The 20,615-nt window shown below is 68.0% G+C and carries 21 protein-coding genes and 1 pseudogene; 6 read left to right on the top strand and 16 right to left on the bottom strand.

Annotation, left to right across the window (positions count from 1 at the left end):
- Window positions 1-46 precede the first annotated feature (46 nt).
- From ACW62_RS32135 to ACW62_RS32090, 10 genes are all read right to left on the bottom strand, one after another.
- On the bottom strand, window positions 47-1,561 hold the full coding sequence (locus ACW62_RS32135) for a TraC family protein (protein WP_053208212.1): 1,515 nt from the start codon (window positions 1,559-1,561) through the stop codon (window positions 47-49).
- Window positions 1,562-1,595: 34 nt separating this feature from the next.
- Complete coding sequence (locus ACW62_RS32130) at window positions 1,596-2,084, bottom strand: hypothetical protein (protein WP_053208211.1); 489 nt, start codon at window positions 2,082-2,084, stop codon at window positions 1,596-1,598.
- Between the two features lie 69 nt (window positions 2,085-2,153).
- Window positions 2,154-3,614, bottom strand: a complete 1,461-nt coding sequence (locus tag ACW62_RS32125; RefSeq protein ID WP_053208210.1) for an SCO6880 family protein — start codon at window positions 3,612-3,614, stop codon at window positions 2,154-2,156.
- Between the two features lie 3 nt (window positions 3,615-3,617).
- The gene (locus tag ACW62_RS35530; RefSeq protein ID WP_053208209.1) at window positions 3,618-5,102 is read right to left on the bottom strand and encodes a conjugal transfer protein TrbL; all 1,485 of its coding nucleotides are present in this window, start codon (window positions 5,100-5,102) and stop codon (window positions 3,618-3,620) included.
- Between the two features lie 301 nt (window positions 5,103-5,403).
- Window positions 5,404-5,742, bottom strand: a complete 339-nt coding sequence (locus ACW62_RS32115) for a DUF6112 family protein (RefSeq protein ID WP_053208213.1) — start codon at window positions 5,740-5,742, stop codon at window positions 5,404-5,406.
- Between the two features lie 116 nt (window positions 5,743-5,858).
- Window positions 5,859-6,158: a DUF6112 family protein gene (locus ACW62_RS32110; protein ID WP_053208208.1), complete on the bottom strand. Its 300-nt coding sequence runs from the start codon at window positions 6,156-6,158 to the stop codon at window positions 5,859-5,861.
- A 77-nt stretch (window positions 6,159-6,235) separates the two neighbouring features.
- Entirely contained in the window at window positions 6,236-7,858 is a 1,623-nt protein-coding gene (locus tag ACW62_RS32105) for a M23 family metallopeptidase (RefSeq protein WP_053208207.1), read from the bottom strand.
- 16 nt (window positions 7,859-7,874) lie between these two features.
- The gene (locus ACW62_RS32100) at window positions 7,875-8,486 is read right to left on the bottom strand and encodes a hypothetical protein (protein WP_240477477.1); all 612 of its coding nucleotides are present in this window, start codon (window positions 8,484-8,486) and stop codon (window positions 7,875-7,877) included.
- Between the two features lie 140 nt (window positions 8,487-8,626).
- Window positions 8,627-9,682, bottom strand: a complete 1,056-nt coding sequence (locus tag ACW62_RS32095; RefSeq protein WP_053208205.1) for a ParB N-terminal domain-containing protein — start codon at window positions 9,680-9,682, stop codon at window positions 8,627-8,629.
- Entirely contained in the window at window positions 9,675-10,532 is an 858-nt protein-coding gene (locus ACW62_RS32090) for a hypothetical protein (protein ID WP_053208204.1), read from the bottom strand. Before ACW62_RS32090 ends, ACW62_RS32095 begins: the two co-directional genes overlap by 8 nt.
- A gap of 411 nt (window positions 10,533-10,943) precedes the next feature.
- On the opposite strand from ACW62_RS32090, the pseudogene ACW62_RS36710 reads away from it, so the two are divergent.
- A pseudogene (locus ACW62_RS36710) lies at window positions 10,944-11,237 on the top strand (DUF3291 domain-containing protein); the annotation flags it as partial.
- A 266-nt stretch (window positions 11,238-11,503) separates the two neighbouring features.
- Here ACW62_RS36710 and ACW62_RS36065 read toward each other — a convergent pair.
- Window positions 11,504-11,743: a hypothetical protein gene (locus ACW62_RS36065; RefSeq protein ID WP_240477476.1), complete on the bottom strand. Its 240-nt coding sequence runs from the start codon at window positions 11,741-11,743 to the stop codon at window positions 11,504-11,506.
- 271 nt (window positions 11,744-12,014) lie between these two features.
- Between ACW62_RS36065 and ACW62_RS32080 the strand changes: the two genes are divergently transcribed.
- Both ACW62_RS32080 and ACW62_RS32075 read left to right on the top strand, forming a co-directional pair.
- A complete protein-coding gene (locus ACW62_RS32080; protein ID WP_157575132.1) occupies window positions 12,015-12,323 on the top strand; it encodes a transcriptional regulator in 309 nt (102 codons plus the stop codon).
- 2 nt (window positions 12,324-12,325) lie between these two features.
- Window positions 12,326-12,979 (top strand): nucleotidyl transferase AbiEii/AbiGii toxin family protein, encoded by a 654-nt coding sequence (locus ACW62_RS32075; RefSeq protein WP_053208201.1) that lies wholly within the window; start codon window positions 12,326-12,328, stop codon window positions 12,977-12,979.
- Window positions 12,980-13,008: 29 nt separating this feature from the next.
- On the opposite strand, the gene ACW62_RS32070 is transcribed toward ACW62_RS32075, so the two are convergent.
- From ACW62_RS32070 to ACW62_RS32060, 3 genes are read right to left on the bottom strand one after another with little or no spacing between them, the layout of a single operon-like run.
- A complete protein-coding gene (locus ACW62_RS32070) occupies window positions 13,009-13,848 on the bottom strand; it encodes a helix-turn-helix domain-containing protein (RefSeq protein ID WP_053208200.1) in 840 nt (279 codons plus the stop codon).
- Window positions 13,841-14,380, bottom strand: coding sequence for a DUF6879 family protein (locus tag ACW62_RS32065; protein ID WP_053208199.1), 540 nt, complete (start codon window positions 14,378-14,380; stop codon window positions 13,841-13,843). The genes ACW62_RS32070 and ACW62_RS32065 overlap by 8 nt, the downstream gene beginning before the upstream one ends.
- Window positions 14,377-14,595, bottom strand: a complete 219-nt coding sequence (locus ACW62_RS32060; protein WP_053208198.1) for a hypothetical protein — start codon at window positions 14,593-14,595, stop codon at window positions 14,377-14,379. The genes ACW62_RS32065 and ACW62_RS32060 overlap by 4 nt, the downstream gene beginning before the upstream one ends.
- A gap of 852 nt (window positions 14,596-15,447) precedes the next feature.
- Here ACW62_RS32060 and ACW62_RS32055 point away from each other — a divergent pair.
- Complete coding sequence (locus tag ACW62_RS32055; RefSeq protein WP_053208197.1) at window positions 15,448-16,002, top strand: hypothetical protein; 555 nt, start codon at window positions 15,448-15,450, stop codon at window positions 16,000-16,002.
- On the top strand, window positions 15,999-16,283 hold the full coding sequence (locus ACW62_RS32050) for a hypothetical protein (RefSeq protein WP_053208196.1): 285 nt from the start codon (window positions 15,999-16,001) through the stop codon (window positions 16,281-16,283). The genes ACW62_RS32055 and ACW62_RS32050 overlap by 4 nt, the downstream gene beginning before the upstream one ends.
- Before the next feature lie 211 nt (window positions 16,284-16,494).
- On the opposite strand, the gene ACW62_RS32045 is transcribed toward ACW62_RS32050, so the two are convergent.
- Both ACW62_RS32045 and ACW62_RS32040 read right to left on the bottom strand, forming a co-directional pair.
- Window positions 16,495-17,631: an IS30 family transposase gene (locus ACW62_RS32045; RefSeq protein WP_420843634.1), complete on the bottom strand. Its 1,137-nt coding sequence runs from the start codon at window positions 17,629-17,631 to the stop codon at window positions 16,495-16,497.
- 546 nt (window positions 17,632-18,177) lie between these two features.
- Window positions 18,178-19,080, bottom strand: a complete 903-nt coding sequence (locus tag ACW62_RS32040) for a hypothetical protein (RefSeq protein WP_157575131.1) — start codon at window positions 19,078-19,080, stop codon at window positions 18,178-18,180.
- A gap of 579 nt (window positions 19,081-19,659) precedes the next feature.
- Here ACW62_RS32040 and ACW62_RS32035 point away from each other — a divergent pair.
- A complete protein-coding gene (locus ACW62_RS32035) occupies window positions 19,660-20,526 on the top strand; it encodes an enoyl-CoA hydratase/isomerase family protein (RefSeq protein ID WP_205629741.1) in 867 nt (288 codons plus the stop codon).
- The last annotated feature ends 89 nt before the right edge of the window (window positions 20,527-20,615 follow it).

Raw genomic sequence — 20,615 nt, 5'->3', positions numbered from 1 at the left:
CAGCCACGGCCGTCTCCTCTCGGATCAGGCCGGACCCCACACACCGTTATTCAGACAGTCCCGAATTCCTGAACTCACGGGAGACGTCAGTCATGCGAGCATTCGTGTCGAAGATCGCCAGCTCATTCGGGTGAAGCTGATGCTGCACGACGAAGGACCGGTCTTTGATGCGCCACAGGCCTTGGCCCGTTCCGAGAGTTGGGAGCAGCTTCTGCTCGGTGCCGGTCAAGCCGAGTGCGACGGCGGTGGCACCGAGTTGGTCGGGCTCTTGGCGGTAGACCACCCTCGTTTCGGCGTTGGCGAGCAGCGACGACGCCAGAGCGCGCATGGCCGACCCGGAGTCGCCGACGTTGTCCAGGTCGGTGAGCTTGTGGAAGATCAGCATGTTGGCCAGGCCGTAGTGCCGTGCGAGCCGCCACTGGGCATCCATTCGGCGAAGCAGGGCTGGGTAGGCCATGAGGCGCCAGGCTTCGTCGTAGACGACCCAGCGTTGGCCGCCGTCGGGGTCGGACAGGGCTGACTCCATCCAGGCTGATGAGCAGGTCATCAGCACGGAGATCAGCGTGCTGTTCTCGGCGACCCGAGACAGGTCGAGTGACACCATCGGCAGGGACGGATCGAAGCGGACGGTGCTCGGTCCGTCGAACAGGCCTTGGAGATCGCCGGCCACGAGCCTGCGCAGGGCGTGACCCACGATGCGTCCGTCCTCGGCCAGCCGGCCATCCGCGTCGCGAGCAGGGCTGGGGTCGAGGATGCGGTCGACGACGATCGGCAGGATCGGCACGTCCGTGCTGCGCACCGTTTCCGCGAGAGCGAGGTCGATCGCGGTGTGCTCGAGCGGCGACAGTGGGCGGTCGAGCACGGTCTCGGCGAGGGCCCCGACGAGGTCGCGGCGGCGGGCGGCCACCTGGATTGCCCACTCGGCGTCGGACACACTGGAGGGTCGGTGGCCCTCGTCGAGTGGATTGAGTCGGTTCGACAGGGAGTGGCCGAGCGTGATCGCCTTGCCGCCGACGGCTTCGGCGACACCGGTGTGCTCGCCCTTCGGGTCGCCGGGCACGTAGACCCGACGCCCGAACGGAATGCTCCGGGTATACACCGACTTGGCCAGCGACGACTTTCCGCTGCCGACTATCCCGGCCAGGACCATGTTCGGGGCGGTGATGAGCCCGCGGGCGTAGAGCACCCAGGGGTCGTAGACGAATGATGCGCCGCTGTAGAGATCGTGGCCGACGAACACGCCGGACGAACCGAGGCCGGCTTCGGCCAGAAACGGGTAGGTGCCGGCCAGTGCCGCTGAGGTGTCTTGGTGCGCGTGCAGCGTGAATCGGCGGCGGGTTCGCAGCGCCGCTGCGCCGGTCTCGCCGCCTGGAGGGAGATAGGTGGTGGCCTGGCGCTCGGCTCGCTCTGCCTCGGCCCGCTCCCGTGCGGCAGTCCGTCGCTCCTGTCGGCTGGCCTGTTGGACAGCGATCGCGATGCGGCGGCGCTGGCGTCGACGGCGGCGCCGTTCCCCGGCCGGAGTGACGAGTGTCGCCGCGTGCACGATGGGTTCGGGTCCCATCAGATGTTCTCCTTGCCGCAAGGGCGCTGGGGCATCACCGGGCAAGACCGTCCTGCCGGTGCCCACGTCCGCCCGCTTCCTCATGGCCAGCGGAGGCACCGAACGCTGATGTCGGCGGCAGTCGCCGGGCCAACTCAGTTGGCTCATCAGGCTTGCGATGAATCGTTGCCGCTGGCGGATGGGGAGCGGGCTGCCACACGATGTGGCCGTTCTCGGCCCATGCCGCGTCGATCTCGACGCTGGCGCGCTGCACGAGGGCCGTGGCGTGGCGGAGCCGGGCGGCGGCCATGATCGCGTGCCGATACCCGCTCCGTGGCTCACTGTCGTCGTCGGCCGCCCTGCCGGCGGCCCGGTCATGCCACAGAGCGAGCTGATCGAGTGCCTGCCGGAGGGACACCAGTCCGGCGGAGACTGACCCAAGAGTCGAGTAGCTGCCATCAGGCTCGTCCAGCGTCACGTCGGGGCGCGCCATCGCGGCGAGGGCGGCTTCCGCCGCGGCCGCGGCGGCCTCCATGCTGACCATCAGCAACCCACCTCCGTGTTCTGGGCGCGAGTTGGCTTCAAGCGGCAGGTACGGGCAGCGGCGCCGAGCCTAAAGCCCTCGGCAGAGCGGAAGGGCAGCGGCGGTGAAGGCCTGCGCTTGCTGTCCGACGAGGCGACGGGTTTCGCAGGAGGCTTGGATGGCAGCCTGCTCGATCTCGGACACTGCGGCGTCGAGGTCGGCCGGGGTGGTCGCCGAAACGGCGACGAGGCCGGTGTAACGGAGCAAACCGTGCCCCGCGGTGATGTCCGCTTCCTGCTGGAGGACGTCCTGGTACTCCGCTGCATGATGTGCGTCCTCGAGCTGGCCGATCTTGGCCCGCTGTGCGGCATCGCTGATGTACTCGGTCTTGCGGCGACGGATGCTGCGGGCGGCGACGTCGGCGCGGATCGGGTCGCACACGAGGCTGATCGTGCGCGTGATCCCGCTGGACAGCACGAGCGGACCAAGGAACCCCGGATACACCAGCGTTCGGGGCCATTCGGAGATCCAGAGCACGGCGTGGTGCGCCGCGTCAGAGCGCAGACGGTCCCAGGTCTCCTCGACGGCGACCGGGCCCGCGGTGGCCAGGTCACGGCCGAGGCCGGAGCGTTCCAGCGTGGCCGCGACGGCTGGGTCGTAGGCCGATCGCAATGCGACCGCGAGCTGCCCGGGGTCATACCAGCCGCTGGGTTGGAGATCCGCTGCCCGTAGTGCCGTGCTGAGCGTGGCCATCTCCTGCCGCATGACCGCCGCTGCTCCCCGCAGCCCGCCGCCGGCGGCGCGGATCGCCCGACCGGCGGCGGCCATGTCGAGGGCGAGGGAGATGGTGGTGATGTGCCGTTCACCGGCTGGACCGGCCTGGTCAATGAGCTCTCTGTAGGTGTGTGCGACCCAGGACCCGTCATCGGTCCCGTGGTCCGCCCACCACCTGGCCAGGCCGCTGCCGGAGTCCGGCAGGGTTCGTTCGAGGACCTGGAGGCGGGCGATCTGGCTTGAGCGGCAGCAGGTTGCCAGCACGCGGCTCCATCCGTATACACGGCGTTCCTGTTCGGCAGGGTCGAGCAACACGAACGCGGGATGGCTGACCTCCACGACGGCGATCAGCCGCTGGTTGTGCGGATCGTGGACGATGACGGTGCCGGTGTCAGGGTCCGTGTATTCGCGGAACGCGGCCGCATCTCCCGGCAACGCGAGGGTTCCAGCCGGGCGTGGTCGCATGACGCGTCGCCGATACGCGGTCTGGCCGGTCACGACCCGCCATGCCCAGTTCGTCGCGACAGGCGACCAGTCGATGACGCTTCGCCCACCGACTGGCAGCCACGCGAGGATCAGGGTGCTGCCCCAGAGCGGGAAGGTCCACCACAGTCCGGCGCCGCCGGCCGCGTAAAGACTGCCGACGATGACGACCAGGCCGGCGCCGAGTGTGATCACCTGGGCGAGCGATAGGCCGAGCAGGATGCCCCTGCGGGCCAACCTCGAGAGGCGCACTGGGGAAAGTCCTACGCCGACGCCGGCCCCGGTATTGGTCACGGTTCAGCTCTCGCTTCGTGAGTCGTCTGGTCGTCGCGGTGGCAGTTCCGTTCGCGGGGGCGGAGGCGATTGCGGAGTGGGTTGTGTCGCGTGGGCAGGAGGGGACGGCACTGCGGATTCGGCGGCCGTGGAGGACCGCCGCGGTTTCGATGAGTCCTGGCCGGATGACGGTCGAGCGGCTGCCGGCGCTGTGCCGGGTTCGGCATGGCCACCGCCGGGCTCTGCAGCCTGAGACGGCGGAGAACCAGTGCCCGTAGACCTCGCTGGTCGTGCTGACGTCGTTGTGGAGTCCTGGGTGGCAGCGGCGTGTTCCTCGGCCGCCGCGCCGACGGATGCGCCGACCCGGCGACCTGCGGCGGCAGCACCGCCTGCCCCCCCGGCTCCTGACGCCGCACCGCCTCCGCCACCACCAGGTCGCCCGCCAGACCTGCCGCCACCTCCGGCAGGTCCGGTTCCTCCGGCAGGTCCGGTTCCTCCGGCAGCTGAGCCGCCGCCACCCCTTTGAGGCGCACCGCCGCCGGGCTGCTGCACCCCGCTGGTTTGACGCGGCCGCGGTGACATCGGCACGGGCACTGGCCGGTTGACCGCATTCTTGGCTTCGGACTCCGTGCTCATCGAGTGATAGATGTCGGTCCCGATGAAGGCGATGAGCTTGTAGCACATGTAGGGCGCGAATCCCGCGATCAGCATCAGCACGATTCCGGCGATCGGGTCGGCGATGGAGGCGAGGTCGAAGTCAATCGGCGCGGAGACCTGAGTGACCGCGACCAGGAAGATCACGACGACGACCAGCTTGGACACGATCAGCGCGAGCACGAACGCGGCCCACTTCGAGAACCAGGACCGAGTCGCGTCCCAGCTGTGACCAGCCAACGCGATTGGGGCCAGCACGATGGCCACCAGGAGCAGGGCCTTGCGGATCAGCAGTGAGAACCAGAGGATCGCCGCGGCCGCGATAGCCATGCCGGCAAGGAACGTGGTGATCACCGCACCGGCGCCCGGTGCAGCGATGCTGATCGCGGCCAGCCCGGCACCAAGCGCGGCGATGCGCCCGCCCATCTCCTCCATCGTGGTGCCCGTGGCCTGCACGATTCCGATGCACAGCTGGTCGGTGATCTCCAGCGCTGCGGCGGTCAGTGTGATGATGAGAAAGGAGCCGAGCACCGAGCGGGCCAGGCCGAGTGCGGCCCGCTGTAGTGCGGACGGGTCGCGACGGATCATCCCAGTGAGCAACTGCAGGCAGAAGAACAGCAGCATCAGGACGATCGCGATGCCGAACACGATGTTGTAGACGCGGACGTAGCGGCCGCTGGTGACGTCGACCAGGGTGGTGGTGTCCAGCACCTGCCAGACGCCCTCGAACATCCACGCCGCCGCGGCGCCCATTGCCTGCGCAAGCCAGTCGAACGGCGCCGACACCAGCGTGGCGGCTCCTTCGCCGACCGTGTCACACACCGTCGAGATGACCGGAACGTCACAGACGCTCATCAGCTGAGCCCCTCGTCTGCTCGCGACCGACGGTGTAGGGATTCGACGAAGTTGTCCGCCGCGGTCGCTGTGTTGTCCGCGAAGGCCCGCCTGGACGGCACAGGCAACCGTCCGGGTGTGCGGGCTGCGTGGTGCTGATGTGCCATCGAAGTTGTCCACTTCTTCGGCCACGACAGATCTCGACTTCTGCATCGCCACAGTTGGGGCGTCGTCTGGCGGACGAATCGACAGACCGTCGGACACGAGACGGACATGTTGTTGACCGACGGGACATCTTCGATGACTCCCTACGCCGCCGGCATCAGCTGATCCCTTGCCCGACGTCCCAGAAGAAGTTGATGAGGGTGACGGATGCGCCGCAGATGATGGCCGCGCCACACGACACGAGGACACCGAGTTTGCCGCGACCGGCCAGATGGGGATTGGAGCTGTTCGATCCAAACCCCCACACGACGGCGGACACGATCAGTGCGAGGACGGACAAGATGAGGCCGATGGTCATCACGGCTCCGACGATGGTGCGCAGCGACCCGATGCCGGGAAGGCCGGTGTCGTTGGGCGTGATGTTGACGTTCGATGGGACGATCGCGGGAACAGCCCCCACAAGATCGACGGCCAGCGCGGCCGAATCGAGCAGCATCGCGGTGATCTCCTCGTGGCGAACCAACGGACGGTCCCGGCCTGAGCGGCATGGGTCCGCCCGCTAGGTGCGCTCGGCTACCCACGGCGGCCGCACCCTGTGGCACGGAGCGCGAGCTAGAGGGCGCTACCGACGTCCATGAGGAAGTTGATCCAGGCCATACCGGCGCCAGCTAGACCGGCCGCGCCAACGGATACCCACACGCCGGTTCGCGCACGAACTGCCGCGTGGTAGTTGCCATGCGCCGACGCCATCGCCCAGGCGGCAGCGCAGACGATCAACATCAATACGGCCACGACCAGCACGACGGTCAGTAGGGCTCCCACTGCAGCCGCGAGATCGCTGGCGTGGTTCACGGCACTGAGGTCGGGAAATACCTGTGCCCCACGTGAGCGCGTGGACCTTATATGCGGCATCGGAGAAGTCAGATCAGCTGGTAGCGGGATCACGGTCCCAGGTACGAACCCTGTGCTCAACCGAGACGGCATCGTGCCTAGTCGAGCGTGGAGACGTGTATGTGGTCCGCGTGGGAGCCGGTGGGCGTGGACACGTCGTAGATGCTGGATGTGTAGGGCCGCCAATCGGCGTCACCGCGGGTCCAGATCTTCCCGTCGAAGATCAGGTACTTGACGTGGAGCTGGGATGCGTACGTTCGCAACCAGGCCACGACGCGCCAGCCTTCAGCGGCTTGCGCGGGCGTTGGCCAGGTGCCCAGCTGATTGCCGAACGTGATGTCGCAGGCCTTGCCGACCGGGTGGTCGCTGGTCGGATTCTGCGGGTGCGGGTCCCAGCACGCCCAGCCGGTGCCGGGGAACGCCGTCTGAGCCTGTGAGATGAGATGGGCGGTGGGACGGGTGACGAAGCCCCCAGTGCCGGTCGGGTCATCGACGTGACCGCCGGGCTGGCCGGTGAACGGCTCTGGCGACGGTGGGAGTTCGCCGATGTCCGGCACAGTCTGCCCGCCGCAGGCCGGCGTGACGGCGGTGGGCGTGTCCAAGGGTGCGGCGTTGTGGTCGGCGAGCCACTCCTCGGGATCGACCGCCGCCGACTGAGGAGCGGCAGAGCCTCCGGGCCGTATCTCCAGGTGGAGGTGCGGCCCTGTTGCGAGCCCGGCTGATCCCACGGTTCCGATCTGCTGCCCGGCGGCCACCGTGTCGCCGACGGCGACGTGAACGCCGTCTGTCGTCATGTGTCCGTACATCGACGCGGTTGGCGTGCCGTCGACGAAATGATCGACGAGAACGACGTTCCCGTTCACCGGGTCCTGCCGCACCTCCGCGACTACGCCGTCGGCGACCGCGAGCAGCGGGGTGCCGGCTGGTGCGGCGTAGTCGGTGCCCCAATGCATCGATCGGACACCGGTGATCGGATGGACCCGTACGCCGTAGCGGTCGGTGATCGTGAACGTACCGGCTGGCAGTGGCAGCACGACCTGACCCGCGACATTCGAAGGATCAGTAGGCAGCGGAGGTGAGCCGATGGCGAGCCGGGCGTAGATGGTGTACGCGACAGGCTCGAAGTTCTGGTACCGGTCGGGAAAGGCTGACACCTCGACTGCTTGCGCGGCCTCGCCCAACGTCAGCTGCTGCCAGCCGGGGATGTCCAGCAGTCCGCGAGGAGACCCGCGGTTGGGACCGGTCGGTCCGCCGTAGAAGGCCGCGACCTGGTAAGCCGGGTCCATCAGCTCCGCCACGCTGCCCCAGCCGGCGGTCGGTCGCATCTGGAACAAGCCCAACGAGTCGTGGTCGGAGCCGTCGCCATCATTCGGGTACTCCGCCGACTCTGGATACGCCGATGTGTTGGCCAGCTGGCGTAGGTCAGACTCGGTGAGGGCGCCCACCAGGGCCACCAGAGTTCCTCGCTGGCCGACGTCAGGGGTCTGCGTTCCGATCGTGATGATGGTCGCCGCGTGACCGAGCTGCGTACGGTTCAACGTGATCGTGTCCCCGTCGGCCGTGGCGGCAGTGAGCGAGTCCGGCACCTCTCCGGTCCCTCCGGAGGTCGGCAGGCAGGCCGCTTGCGCGGCGGGATTCAGGATCACGGCCATACCCTGCAGAATCACCGCCGGCCCGGTGAGCAGGACCAACAACGCCAGGGCGACTACGATCTTCTTCACTACGACCGGTTCGCCATCAGGTCAGGGGGTTGTCGAGGCGGGACAGCCGCAAGATGTGGCACCGTTCGAACGCCGGTGGGCAGGCGACGAACGCGGTGAATGCCACGTCATGATCGGACGTCTCGGACCGGCCGAACCACGTGCCGTACCGGTGCCGCGTGCCCTCGATCGTGACGGCGACAGTCCCGGGCGTGAGCTGGTCACCAGCCGCGGAGACGATTCCCGGCCACGATTCTGGGACGTACGCGTCGTGGATCGTCAACGTTTGGGCCGTCCGGTACTCCCGCAGCCGCTGCCATGTCTCCTCGGTGGGCAGGTAGTTCGCCATGTCGGCAGCGAGCCCGTTGGTCTCGTACCCGGACGGGTCGGCATCGGCGATCACGATGCTGGCGTAGTCGGCCGGCAGCAGTCGGGACATTGTGTCCCAGGTGAACAGTGCCTCAGCGACGGCCCGAGCGTAGATGACCGGATCGCCCGTCCGCGGCAGGATGGGAATCGCTGGAGCGGGCGTGGTGAGCAACGGAGCAGGCTCGACAGCGCTGGTCGCTGCGGCGGGCTCGCCGGGCGTCGTGGTGTCTCCCGGGCCGCGAATCAGGCCGTAAATGCCTGTTCCGATGAGTGCCGCCAAAGTGACCCCAGCGACGGCGACGATGGCCAGGACGCGCGGCCGGTGCCGGCTGAATCGGCGAATCATGGTTCGTGCCTCCCCCGACGCCTCGGAACACCGCGTGCGTCGGAGAGGTACCAGGCCGCTGACTGGCGTCGCGGCTAGGCCATGCGGGCGACTCGGGCCGCATCGGCGAAGGACACCGTGGCTGCCACGGTCGCCTCGAAACGTGACCACTGATCCGCAGTCAGCGCGGGCCCGATCTCCCCTGGGTTGTAGTCGGCGGTCCACCCGTCCAGCTCGTCCCACATCAACAGGAACGCCCGCACGCCGTACCGCTTGACGGGACGGGCCGGTGGCGAGCTCGGTATAGGGGTCGATTGGCCATTAGCTCTAGCTCGGTCCTGGCTCGCCTGTTCGGCCCTCAGCCTCCTGAGCGCGTCCTTCGCCAGGCGTGCGCGCTCTACTGGAGCCTTGTCATGCTCTCGGAGCTGCCCCATCGCGCGGGCAGCGTGGTCACGTACCCGCCTCGGCTGGAGTGGATCATCTGCCAGTCGTTCGAGTTCCGCGATGACAGCGGCGGCCTTCACCCGGTGGTAGTGCCCGGCCACGGAACCGTCCGCATCCATCGCGGTGATCTCTGCACCGGCGAGCCGGCGCACCTTCTCCGGCAAGGAAGGATCTGTGGCGATGCGCTGGATCTCGCTGGCGCGCTCCAAGGTGGTGTACGACCTCGTTCCGGTGACCGCTGCTGCGGCCTGGGCTCGGCTGTCTCCAGACGGTGCCGCCACTGTGGCGGGACCGTCTGACCTGGTGTGTTGGTCGGGCTGCGCGCCGAACCGGGTCGATCTCTGACGGCGGGCCGCGTCCTCGGCCATCAGCGCCTTGAGTTCCTGGTACAGCGTGGCGGCCTCGGTCGGGCTGAGCGGTTTGCGCGTGACGTTCTCGTGTTGCTCGGCCAGCAGGCGCTCCAGCTCGGTCGAGATGCCCGAGCGCACCCACACGTTTACGTGCTTCCACCCCAGCGTCTTCACTGCGGCCAAGCGTCGCGCCCCGCAGATCAGCACGCCGTCGGGGCTGATCGTGATCGGCTGCAGCAACCCCAGCTGGCGGATCGATGCGGCCAGCTCGTCGAGGTCGCCCAGTTCGTGGCGGTGCCGGTAGCCCACTCGGATCGAGTCCACCGCGCGGTCCAGTTCGATGTGCCCGCTAGCCATCGGCAGTCACCATCTGCAGACGGTTCGACGCGGCCGCGGTCCGGAGCAGGTCGTCGTCGGCGAGCAGATCGTCGAGCGTGTCGCCGATCAGGAGCCGGGCCAGTACGCCGCGCCGCCCGTTGCGCGTCGGTGCATTCGGGTGGCCGAGCACGATGCGCAGCAGGCCGATCCACGGCGCATGCGGCAGGTCGAGCAGCGCACGGACGGACTTGTCTCGCCTCAGGACGTCGTAGGCGGCGGCGCGGTCACCAATGTCGATCAACCTGGCAGTCACGTAGTCGACGCCAGCATGGGCAATGTCGGCGGGCCACCCGAGGAGCGTCAGTAGCGTGACGGCGTCGGTGACGGCTTGGTGAGTTCCGGCTGATCGTGAGCGGGGCAGCTGGTCGGGTTCCACGTCGTGCTCGGACACGACCTGGAAGGCGGGGTGGTACTCGACGAGCTCGGTTTCGCGATCGCTGAAGCGCTCTGCGTCGTGGAAGCAGGAGTACTCCGGGCGGCGCGCCCGCTCCGTCGACGTCAACAAGCCTTGGGCGCGGTGCTCGGCGATCAGTGTGATCCGCACCGCCACGGTCACCACGGCCCATGGGTCGTTCGCTGTCCGGGCCGCCTCCGACTGCATCGCTTCGAACGCGGCTACCGCCGCATCGGTCGGTTCCAGCCCGTACTTGCGGGCCAGTGCCGCGTATCGGTCGGCGGCGAACCGCATCAGCTCTGCCGCCTCCGGATCATCCCGCCACGCACCCGGTCCGGCGGCGTGCAGCCGGTTCAGCGTGGCTCGCAGCCCTTCCGGCTCGACGAACGGCAGGACGGCGGTCGGCGCGAACGGTAGCGACCCTCGACGTGGCATGAGTCGTGATCCTTCCCATCTCGAGGTGCGGGAGCGGTGCCCGCTGCGGTCGGGAGGGCCGCAGATCTCGGGTACCTGGTCATGACCCAGGACGCCACGGTGGTTCTGACGGACCGCCTACACACGCCTCACCGCGCTACTACGGACCTCTGACGGTTCTCTGACGGAGGGCAGCTTCCTGCTCGGATTGCGAACTTGGAGGCGCCGATCCCTCGTCCCGTCCTGCATCGAGGCACGAGGACGAACAGCTTGTTGACCAGAGGTTTTGTGGGTGCTGTCAGCGGCTGGTAGCAACGCGGTAGTAGCTGTGGAGCCGCAGGACGCCAGTCCCGGGCGTGCACCCCAAAATTCCCGCGTTGCCTTTCGCCGCTGGCTGGTGTAAAGGCCGGGCGGCGGGAGCATGCTGGCGCTGTGACCGGCGAACGATACCGACTGGTCGAGGTGAACGTGGCGCGTCTGCACGCCGACCTCGACTCGCCGCAGCTGGCCGAGTTCGTCACGGCCGTGGACGGGATCAACCTGCTGGCCGAGCCGGGCAATGGTTTCGTCTGGCGTCTGCGCGCCGCCCACGCTCCGGTGTCGATACTGGATGACGATCCGCGGCTCGTGGTCAACCTGTCGGTGTGGGAGTCGTACGAGTCGTTGCATGCATTCGTGTACCGGAGCCGCCACGGCGGTCTCGTCTTGCGACGAGCGGACTGGTTCAACCGGTGCCGCAGCCGTCCACCGCCTTGTGGTGAACCCCCATCGGCGCCGAGCCGGACGTGTCTGAGGCGCGCTACGCCGCCTGGACTACCTCCGCACGTGGGGACCGTCCCCGAGGGCATTCACGCTCCGCCGCCGATTCCGCCCGGACGGCCGGGCGATGACCATGCCGATCCTGCGGACGTAACCATCGATGAGCCGCCGCCTCCTGTCGATCTCGGAAGTGCGTGCCGACACATGCGTCGCAAGTTCAGGACGGTTGTGGGTTACGTCGCTTCGGCGCGGAGTTCGGTGCACAGTTCATCGAGCCAGTCGAGCAGCGCCGCATGCACGCCAGCCGCCGGTATGCCATGCCGGCGGATGTGGGCTTCGAAGGCGGCGGCCAGACCCCGCACATCAAGATCGTTAGCGAGGTCGTCCTCGTATCGATGAGGAGGATGGCGATCCTCATCCGCAGTGTCGAACGACGGGCACCCGCTCGCGGCTAGCGCTTCGGAGCTATTCATGGCGGCCCAGTACCCAAGTGCGCGAAGAAGGAACGAATCGGGATTCGCCTGATCGCCTGGAACACAGAACGCCAGCCTGAAGACAGCCGCTGACGCCCAGCGCGAGCGAGCCTGGGCCGATGACGGCGTTAGTGGTCACATTTGAGGCGGATGTGCCCGGCCGCTGGTGGAGGGCCTCGGGTTTCCGTTCGCCGGGGTACGACCTGCTTGTTCCGTAGACTGGCAGAAGCAACGAGACCGGGGCTGGGAGGTGAGTGCGGTGCGAAAGGTCTTGTACAAGGACATCGTTCCGTACGAGACGCCGTCCTCCTTGCCTGCTCTGCGCGGCCCAGGCTCGGGTGTGCTCGAGCTGCCGATCACGGTGCACTGGGGTCCGCAGCGAGTGGTGGACCTGGGTCAGCCGGCCCAGTTGCGCGCCGCCTACCGTGCGATCGTGCGTGAAGGCACCGCCGAGGATCAGGAAGTCCTGTTGAACGAATCCCTGCTGCGTGGCGTCTGGCCCGACCTGGTGCTGCCGGACCGGTGCCGCGAATTGTGGGAGCAACGGTTTCCGGACCTCGCCGCAGCGTTACCGGCATAGCGGTGGCCGGTGCGGACGAGCATCAGCGGCACATCGCTAGGTTGCTGCTGAGCGCGATCGGTGACGCAGGGTTCGCCCTCGCCGGTGCGACCGCGATTCGTGAGCACGGCCTCACCAATCGCCCCACGCAGGACGTAGACCTGTTCGCCGCCTCCAGCACGACAGCAGAGCAGTTCAAAGCTGCCCTCACGCGTGCCGAGGGTGTACTGCGCGAGCGCGGCTACCAGGTCAGGCGGCACCGCTCGTCTCCACTCTTTGCGCGCCTGGTCGTCGAGGACCACGCCGGCGTCGGTCTGGAGGTCGACTTGGGTGTAGACTGGCGCCAGGACCCGCCGGTCCAGCTGTCCGTCGGTCCGGTGCTGTCGATCCGCGATGCCGTCGCCGCCAAGATCGGGGCGGTGTATTCCCGCGGCGAAGCGCGTGACTTCCTCGACCTCGACGCGATCCGCGAGTCCGGCCGCTTCACCGACGAAGAGCTGCTGCAGCTGGCCCGTGACCACGACGACGGATTCGACGCACGCATGTTCGCGGCCCAGCTCGACCGGATCAGTCACATCCATACCGATGAGGTCTCCGAGTATGGCGTCGACGTCTCTGCCCTGGAGGGCATTGCGCGGCGCCTCCAGGTGTGGGCGACATCCCTGCAGGATGGATAGCGCCGCAGTATCGCCGCGGCCGCCGTTCGTTACGCAGCGGCGAGATCGCCCACGACCCGAGTGATGAGATGACGTGCCGGCGAGCCGTACACGGCGGCTCGTGCCAGCTCGGCGAAGATCTTGGCATAGGACTGGAGTTCGGTTGTGTCGGTGATGTGCAGTTCGGCGGTGAAGGTCTCCACCCGGACTAGGTGGCTGTCGAACATCCAGAACCCGTGGACTGGGACAACCGGCAGGGGCGCCGCGAACGGGATGACGCCGAGCCCCACAGTGCTCAAGGTGGATGCCGACACCAGCCGGTCGAGCTGTCCGGCCATGATATCGGGCGGACAGGGCCGGTAGCGCAGGGCGGCCTCCGTGAGGAGGATGTGGAACTTCTTGCCTGGCTGGTAGAGGACATGTTGGCGCTCCATTCGAGCGGCCACGGCGTCATCGAGGTCGTCGGGGGCGCCGTCGTGCGTGATTGCCTCGGCGAGCCGAGCCCGCGCGTAGTCCGGCGTCTGGAGTAGGCCTGGGATGAATGCGCTCTCGAAGTTGCGGATCAGGTCGGACCGCGCCTCCAGATCGGCATAGTCGCGTTGATGGCCGGCCAGGCCGGCACGGAACTGTCGTCGGTGCTCCTGGTAGTGGCTCTCCAACGATCTCAGTGACGCCACCAAGACAGGCAGCTCGTCCGATGCGTCGCAGATCCGTGCCCACACGTCGACGTCGTCCCGGGACGGAGTCTGCTTGCCGGTCTCGATCTTGGAGACCTTGCTGGAGTGCCAGCCCGCCTTGTCCGCAAGGGCTAGACCGGTGAGACGTGCCTCGACGCGCAACTCGCGCAGCCGCTGCCCGAGAGCCTGACGCTCACGCTGGTAGCTAGTCATCGGTCGGGGTCGCGCCAGCCCGGTACTGGCGCCACGGGATGGCGTGGTGCCAGGCGGCGTCCCGCCACTTGCACCGCTCCACGACGACAGCAGGGTCCACGACGACCTCAACGCCGAGCAGCCGGTCATCGTCGTCGAAGCGCAGGATCGCGACCTTGCCGGAGTCGAACAGCCAGTAGTCCTCGCACGGCAGCCCGAGCTCAGCGGCCTTGGTGCGGGGAAGGTAGCGGATGTCCTCGCCGGCCGCGACATTGAGCCGGGCCAGATCCAGCCCGAACCTGGTGTAGTCGCCGTGGGGCTCGCTGACGACTCGGACACGCTCGACTCGCTTACCAGCTGCGACAGCGGCCTGGACGTCTTCCACCCAGTCTGCGAACCACTCGTCATCCGGCTCCTCGCCGGCGAGGAACTTCCGCAGCGGTTCCTGCTCTTCGTCCTCGACGTAGCGCTCGCGGGTCTCCAGGCGGAACGCGGTGTGCTCGTATGCGTCGAACAACGCCCGGAACGCGGCGCCGTCCAGCAGGCCCGTCATGCCGTGCTCGCCTGCGTCTGGTCGGCCAGCCGCAGCACGTCAGCGGGGATCTCGACGACGATCTCGTCAGGCGCGACGTCACGCAGATCGGCGAGCGCTGCTGGATCGTTGACGACCTTTCCCTGCACGACGTAGGTGCCGCGGTCCGTCGCGTACAGGGCGGGACAGCCGTTCTTGCCGGACTCCGCGGTCTTGCCGAGGTAGGTCAAACGCATGGATGCCTCCGGAGGATCAGCGCCGTCGTCGGCTCGCAGGCGATGCTCTTCAACGCCCACCCTATGGCGCGCGATGCGCTGTTTGGGAGAGCTTTGCTTCCTTCTGCTCGGCGAGAAGCCGTGTGGAAGATGATCGGCAAAGACCGGCAGAAGCCTTCCGCCCGCGCCCGTGCGCTTCCTACCGTCGGCCGGAACCGACCGTCGCGCTGGTCGCGCTGCCGGCGCCCGCGGGCGTGGTCGGCACAGCTGGAAGGAGGGCGACATCATGACCCAGTTCACCGCTCGAGTACAGAGACACGGACTGGTCGACTGGCCACCGGAGCATGGCGATGCCTACGCAGCCGGGCTTCGGGACGTACGCGTACCGGCGGGTCGCTGGGTACCGCGCAGGCGCAGCACCTGTGCGCACTGCCACGCCGCCTGGCCGTGTGCGTGGAACAGCTGGGCGGACCATTGACGGGCCAGGCTCCCGCGCAGAGGGGCGACGGGCGCAGGAGCTTGATTGCTTACATCGTGCCATCGACCCGGACGCAGAGCCTGCTGCATCGGCTGGTCGTCGCCAACGGCGGCAACGCCGTCGCCCAGCGGCCACTGCCGTATGGCTCTCCGCTGCCGGACGGCGCCGACGCCGAACTCCGTGGCCTCGGCTTCACTAGGACCAGTGAGTGGACTCAGTCCGCCGATGGCTGGCGCTGCGCTGTCGAACGGCTGAAAGTGAGCCCGCGTGACGAACGACCCGCTCACGGCAGCCTGGGCGAGGCCGGCCGTCCATCTCACGCTCCGCGCCCTCATCCGCTGCGCCAACCCCGAACGAGGACTTGACCCCACCATCCGTCTGGAGGCAAGACCCGAATGGCTACGTTACCGACACCGGACGAGACCAACATCATCACGCGGGCGCCATTCCTGGCCCGAGAGATCGGCGAGATCATCGCCTGGCACGACCACGAAGGCCCAAGTATCGACTTCCGGCTGGCACCTGAAGATACCGACCAACACGCCGAGATCAGCTTCACGCCGTCGGAGGTGCACAAGCTCGCGGACCAGCTGCATGAGATCGCCACCGTCGCACAGCACGCCGGATGGACGCCCGAGATCCTGGCCCAGGCACGAGCGCGCTACCTGCCCGGTATGAGCGACGTGCAGATTATCGAGCGGTTGGACCGCCTGGCTGACCGCATTGGCGGGCTTGTCTTCGGAGTGGGCGGCAGGCTGCACGGTGAAGCTGGCCGCATGCTGACTGCCGAAGTCGGCCTCGAGGCGCTCGACCGCGTCGCAGCTGCTGTCGACGTGGCGAGCCAGCAGCTCGACGGTGTGCACCAGCTCACGCCCGCGCTGACGGAGCTGCGCGAGGCGATCGCAGGCATGCGCCGCTTCTACCAGGCCGAAACCGAGCGAAAGCCATGACGACGAAGCATCGACTCAAGCTCCCTGACGAATGCGATCTCAAGTGGTGCAACGAAGCGGGTGACCACCAGGTTCATCGCCAGTACCTCATCTCGTTGCTCGCCCAACAGGGCTGCATGATCGGCGTCAACGTCGTGCAGCCGGACATAGCGCCGTCGGTGGTGGAGCTCACCCTCATGCCACGGCGCGCGGCGAGTCGCGTGGTCGTCCTGGTGCCGAACGAAGCCAGGACCGTCGTGAGAGCGCTGAACGCCGCCATCCGACTCACCGACCGGCTGTGAGGCCGTCCCGTCGAGTCTCAATGGAGCCGCCGATGACCCGCCTCCGATGTACATGCCGTCAGCGACCCGCCACGTCCTGACTTCTAGCGCGAGATCTGGCCCCACCTTCGGACTTGGGTTCTAGAGGTCGTTGCAACACCAGCCCTGAGGGATGTTGCGATGACCAAGCCGCGTCGGAACGGCGAATTCCAGCAAGCGTTGCAACACGTGATCATTCCAGTGTTGCGACGAGCGTAGCGAAGAGCTCGGTTGGGGTGCGCCAGTCGAGGGTCTTGCGGGGACGGTCGTTGAGTTCGGCGGCGACGAACGCGAGGTCCTCGGCGCTGTAGATCGACAGGTCGGTGCCTTTCGGGAAGTACTGGCGCAGCAGGCCGTTGGTGTTTTCGTTCGAGCCGCGCTGCCAGGGGCTGGCAGGCTCGCCGAAGTAGATCGGGATGTTGGTGGCGCGGGTGAACTCGTCGTGCCGGCCCATCTCGCTGCCCTGATCCCAGGTCAGTGAGCGGGCGAGGTCAGCGGGTAGGTCTGCGAAGGCGTGCACCAGGGCGTCGCGGACGTGCTCGGCGCCGCGGCCGTCGGGCAAGTGCAGCAGCTTGACGTAGCGGGTGGTGCGGTCGACCAGGGTGCCGATGGCCGAGCGGTTGCCCTTGCCGACGATGAGGTCGCCTTCCCAGTGTCCGGCGACCTGGCGGTCGGCCACCTCCGCCGGACGCTGGCTGATCAGGGTGCCCGGGTCGATGAAGCGCGTGGCGCGTTCATCGGCGCGGCGACGTCGGCGCCGGGCACGGCGGCCGGTGCGCAGCACGCCGTGCTGGCGTTCCAGGCCGCCGCGGTGCGGCAGGTAGATGGCCTGGTAGATGGTCTCGTGGGCCAGGTTGCGGTCCGGCTCGTCGGGGAAGGCGGAGCGCAGAACACGGCTGATCTGCTCCGGGCTCCAGCATCGGTCCAGGTGCTGCTGGATGAACTGCCTCAGCTCCGGGTCGCGCCGGATCTTGCCTTCCTTGGAGCGGGCTCGGCGCACGGCGGTGCGCCGCTGGGCTTGGAACGGGTGGTACTTGCCCGTGCGGGGGCAGCGGTTGCGGCGCACCTCGCGGCTGATCGTCGCCGGGCTGCGGCCGAGCTCGCGTGCGATCGCGCGCAGGGACTTCTTCACGCGCAGCAGGTCGGCGATGGTGATCCGCTCGTCCTCGGACAAGTACCGCGGTGAGATGGCGCCAGCGTCCCGGTCCTCCGCGATCGGCGGATAGAAGTGCTCGCGTCCAGCCCGGTCGACGATCTTCCGTCCGTATCGCCAACGCTGCCCCGTCTTGCGATGCACCCCTACCTCGCGGCACGCCGCCGAGTTGCTCATTCCCTGCGCCATGAGGCGAAGGTATTGATCACGCTTCTCTGCCTGCGGAGCAGGTCCACGCTTCCTACGGTTCCGACGCGGCTTGGTCATCGCAACATCCCTCAGGGCTGGTGTTGCAACGACCTCTAGAACCCAAGTCCGAAAGTGGGGCCAGAACTCACCGGAGAAATCAACGTCCGCCGCTGACGAGGATCTGCGTGACTTCGCGCACCGTGCGCAGCTGCACGCGACGTATCTCGCCTCGCTCGAACGGGGTGAGCGCAACCCACCTATCTGGACCATGTACTGAATCGCCGCCGCGGCGCAGATGCCCATCGCCGATCTCATTCCGGAGGGACCGCCAGGCGGTGCCCGACCAGGCCAGCTGATCTTCTGTCCGGGATGCGACCTCGCTGACATCTCGATCCTGAAGGCCTACGAACGCGACGAGCCTTGCCCGAGCTGCGGGCTCCCCACGCCAATCATTCAGGAGGTACTGGCCGCACGACGGCGGGCCGTCGGGCCGTACGAATAGGTGGGGCCGATACCGCAGCGCTTCGCCAAGCGTCAGATGCCGAGGCTCGGCGGCATTTGCCGGCCGGTGCCGGACGAGGGAGAGGGCGGCGCGCTGGATGGGCGCTGGCCCGGTCGCACCTCGTGTCCGTTGCGTGCTGCAGATGAGCGAGTCTCCGCCTGGGCGATGCTGTGGTCGACCCGGTCGGCGCCGCTCGTGGGCTCGGCGGCAGTGACGGCCGTCGGGAAGGCCGCGGCGGCCATACCTGCGCTGGACAGAGGCGAGTGATCGACGATCACGGCCAGTTCGTCGCCGTTGAGTCCGAGCGCCCGATAGGTGCCAGGTTTCAGGCGGGTGTATGTGTCGGCCGCGGGGCCCTCGTAGAGCGGCGGAGCGGACGGGTCGTCGGGGTCAGGGACGACGACCTCGCGGTTCGCCCGCGCCGTGACTGCGCGCAGTTCGGCCAGGTCGTCGCCGTTGAGCAGTTCTGCGCCGACGATATTACGCCCACCGCGCAGCAGCGCTCTCGCGACCTCGACGGCCAGCAGATCAGCCGGAGTCGGCAGCTGCAGTTCCTCGACGTGTTGGCCCAGGAGGTCATCGCTCGCCGATGCCGCCACCGCCGAGAGCTCGGCGAGGTTGCGGTGTGCCATGGCCTGCAGCCACAGCGGATACCGGCCGTCCGCAGACACTCCGGCTCCGAACTGCTTGCCCGCGTCGACCAGTCTGGAGGCCGCCACGCGGAGCGCATCCTCCGCTGTCACTAGTGCGCCGAGAGGTCCATAGAGATGGTGGTTTCGGAACGAACCGCGCAGGTCAGGGTCGACCGACTCCACGCGCCAACTGAACCGCGCCCGCGACTCGCCGGACCGGTCTGGCTCATCACCGACATACTGCACCGACAGACGTAAGGTGCCCGCCTCGCGGTGCGCGTTCTGTGGCCCCAGCAAACTCATGACAGCCCCCTCGTGGCGTACCTGCCTGGCCGCTCACTAGGTGCACGACCGGCGCCTGCCGTCCGCCCAGCACTGACCTCGCGGTCAGCCGGCAGCGGAGGTGTGCGCGGGCGCCGGGTGAGGTCTGCGTCGCCGTGGGGAGCGTATGGGTGCGAGGGCATCGGTCACGACCATCGCGGCACCACAGCGGACGACCAGGCTGGCGAATCCCCGCCTGCCTGATTCGATGCTCAGACTCACCGCGGTGGCCGGTGCCGTTCTCGGAGTACTGCTCAGGCTGCTGCTCAAGCACCTCCGAGCACCCGGGGCCGAAACCGACCAGCACCAGCGGCCGTCCCTGACCGAGCTCGTCGGCACTGGTGCTCGGCGCGTTGCCGATGCGGCGATGATCCGACCGCAAGCTGCGGTATCGATGTCCGGGTGCAGCGCCGACCGTCGGGCAGGGGGCGCGCGTGCACACCATGCGCCGCCTCGCCCCGGCCGGGATCTTCGACCAGCGGATCCGCAAGCTCAACGGTCTGCCCGCCTGACACCCATCGCCTGACGGCCATCGGCCGGCGACAGCCGGCCCTCAACCCCGTGGATCCGTCCACACCAGCATCGGAGCACACTATGACGCAGTACCACATGTTCCAGATCCAGACCGTGGCGCCGAAGATCCGCCGGGTCACCTTCACCAACCCGCCCGTGAACGTCGTCGGCGCGGACACCGTCGCCGAGCTGTCCGCGGTCGTCGACGACCTGAGCCACGACGAGCAAGTCCAGGTGGTCATTTTCGACAGCGGCACACCGGAGTACTTCTTCAACCACGCCGACCTGGGCCAAATGCCCCAGCTCCTCGCACAGACCGGCACCGACTCGACACCGCTGTTCATCGACCTGTCGATCCGCCCGGCCAGCGCCCCGTTCATCAGCATCGCCGCCATCCGTGGCCGCACCAGGGGCGGGGGCGACGAGCTGAACCTGGCCTTCGACCTGCGCTACGCCAGCCGCAAGCAGGCGTTCTTCAGCCAGCCCGAGGTCGCCATCGGCATAGTCCCCGGCGGTAGCGGCAGCGACCGCCTGCCCCGCCTCCTGGGCCGCGACCGCGCCCTGGAAGCGATCCTGACCAGCCAGGACTACGACGCCGACCGGGCCGAGCAGTACGGCTGGGTGCCCCGGGCCGTCGCCGACGCCGAGCTCGACAACCTCGTAGACGGCGTCGCCGCCGGCATCGCGTCGTTCGATCGGGACTCTGTGCTGGGCGCCAAGGCGCAGATCAACCGCGCGACCTTGCCGCCAGAGGCCGACCTGCGCGCGTCTTGGGCGGAGTTCTCGAGGTCGGTCAGCTGGCCGGGCTTCCAGGCGCGCGTACCTCAGCTCGGCGCGGCCATGGCCGAGATCGGCCTGAATGAGATGGAGCGGAACCTGGGCCACTACGCCGCCCTCATGAACCAGCAGGCCTGACCACCACCAACGCGTCAGCGACTCGGCGGGTCTGTCCGATAAACGGTGTGTGAGGCCCGGCGTTTCAATGAGTGGCTCTCTCGAACCGT

The sequence above is a fragment of the Jiangella muralis genome (assembly GCF_001270745.1).
Lineage (GTDB): Bacteria > Actinomycetota > Actinomycetes > Jiangellales > Jiangellaceae > Jiangella > Jiangella muralis.
The sequence above is the reverse complement of the archived record's forward strand: the minus strand, read 5'-3'. Positions and strand labels throughout refer to the sequence as shown.

Coding starts and splice junctions, on each gene's coding strand:
- ACW62_RS32055 (WP_053208197.1), top strand. CDS start 15,448: ATGGCTACGTTACCGACACCGGACGAGACCAACATCATCACGCGGGCG.
- ACW62_RS32110 (WP_053208208.1), bottom strand. CDS start 6,158: ATGCCGCATATAAGGTCCACGCGCTCACGTGGGGCACAGGTATTTCCC.
- ACW62_RS32070 (WP_053208200.1), bottom strand. CDS start 13,848: ATGACTAGCTACCAGCGTGAGCGTCAGGCTCTCGGGCAGCGGCTGCGC.
- ACW62_RS32065 (WP_053208199.1), bottom strand. CDS start 14,380: ATGACGGGCCTGCTGGACGGCGCCGCGTTCCGGGCGTTGTTCGACGCA.
- ACW62_RS32095 (WP_053208205.1), bottom strand. CDS start 9,682: ATGGCTAGCGGGCACATCGAACTGGACCGCGCGGTGGACTCGATCCGA.
- ACW62_RS32130 (WP_053208211.1), bottom strand. CDS start 2,084: ATGGTCAGCATGGAGGCCGCCGCGGCCGCGGCGGAAGCCGCCCTCGCC.
- ACW62_RS32115 (WP_053208213.1), bottom strand. CDS start 5,742: ATGCTGCTCGATTCGGCCGCGCTGGCCGTCGATCTTGTGGGGGCTGTT.
- ACW62_RS32050 (WP_053208196.1), top strand. CDS start 15,999: ATGACGACGAAGCATCGACTCAAGCTCCCTGACGAATGCGATCTCAAG.
- ACW62_RS32090 (WP_053208204.1), bottom strand. CDS start 10,532: ATGCCACGTCGAGGGTCGCTACCGTTCGCGCCGACCGCCGTCCTGCCG.
- ACW62_RS32045 (WP_420843634.1), bottom strand. CDS start 17,631: ATGAGCAACTCGGCGGCGTGCCGCGAGGTAGGGGTGCATCGCAAGACG.
- ACW62_RS36065 (WP_240477476.1), bottom strand. CDS start 11,743: ATGAATAGCTCCGAAGCGCTAGCCGCGAGCGGGTGCCCGTCGTTCGAC.
- ACW62_RS32040 (WP_157575131.1), bottom strand. CDS start 19,080: ATGAGTTTGCTGGGGCCACAGAACGCGCACCGCGAGGCGGGCACCTTA.
- ACW62_RS32060 (WP_053208198.1), bottom strand. CDS start 14,595: ATGCGTTTGACCTACCTCGGCAAGACCGCGGAGTCCGGCAAGAACGGC.
- ACW62_RS32135 (WP_053208212.1), bottom strand. CDS start 1,561: ATGGGACCCGAACCCATCGTGCACGCGGCGACACTCGTCACTCCGGCC.
- ACW62_RS35530 (WP_053208209.1), bottom strand. CDS start 5,102: ATGAGCGTCTGTGACGTTCCGGTCATCTCGACGGTGTGTGACACGGTC.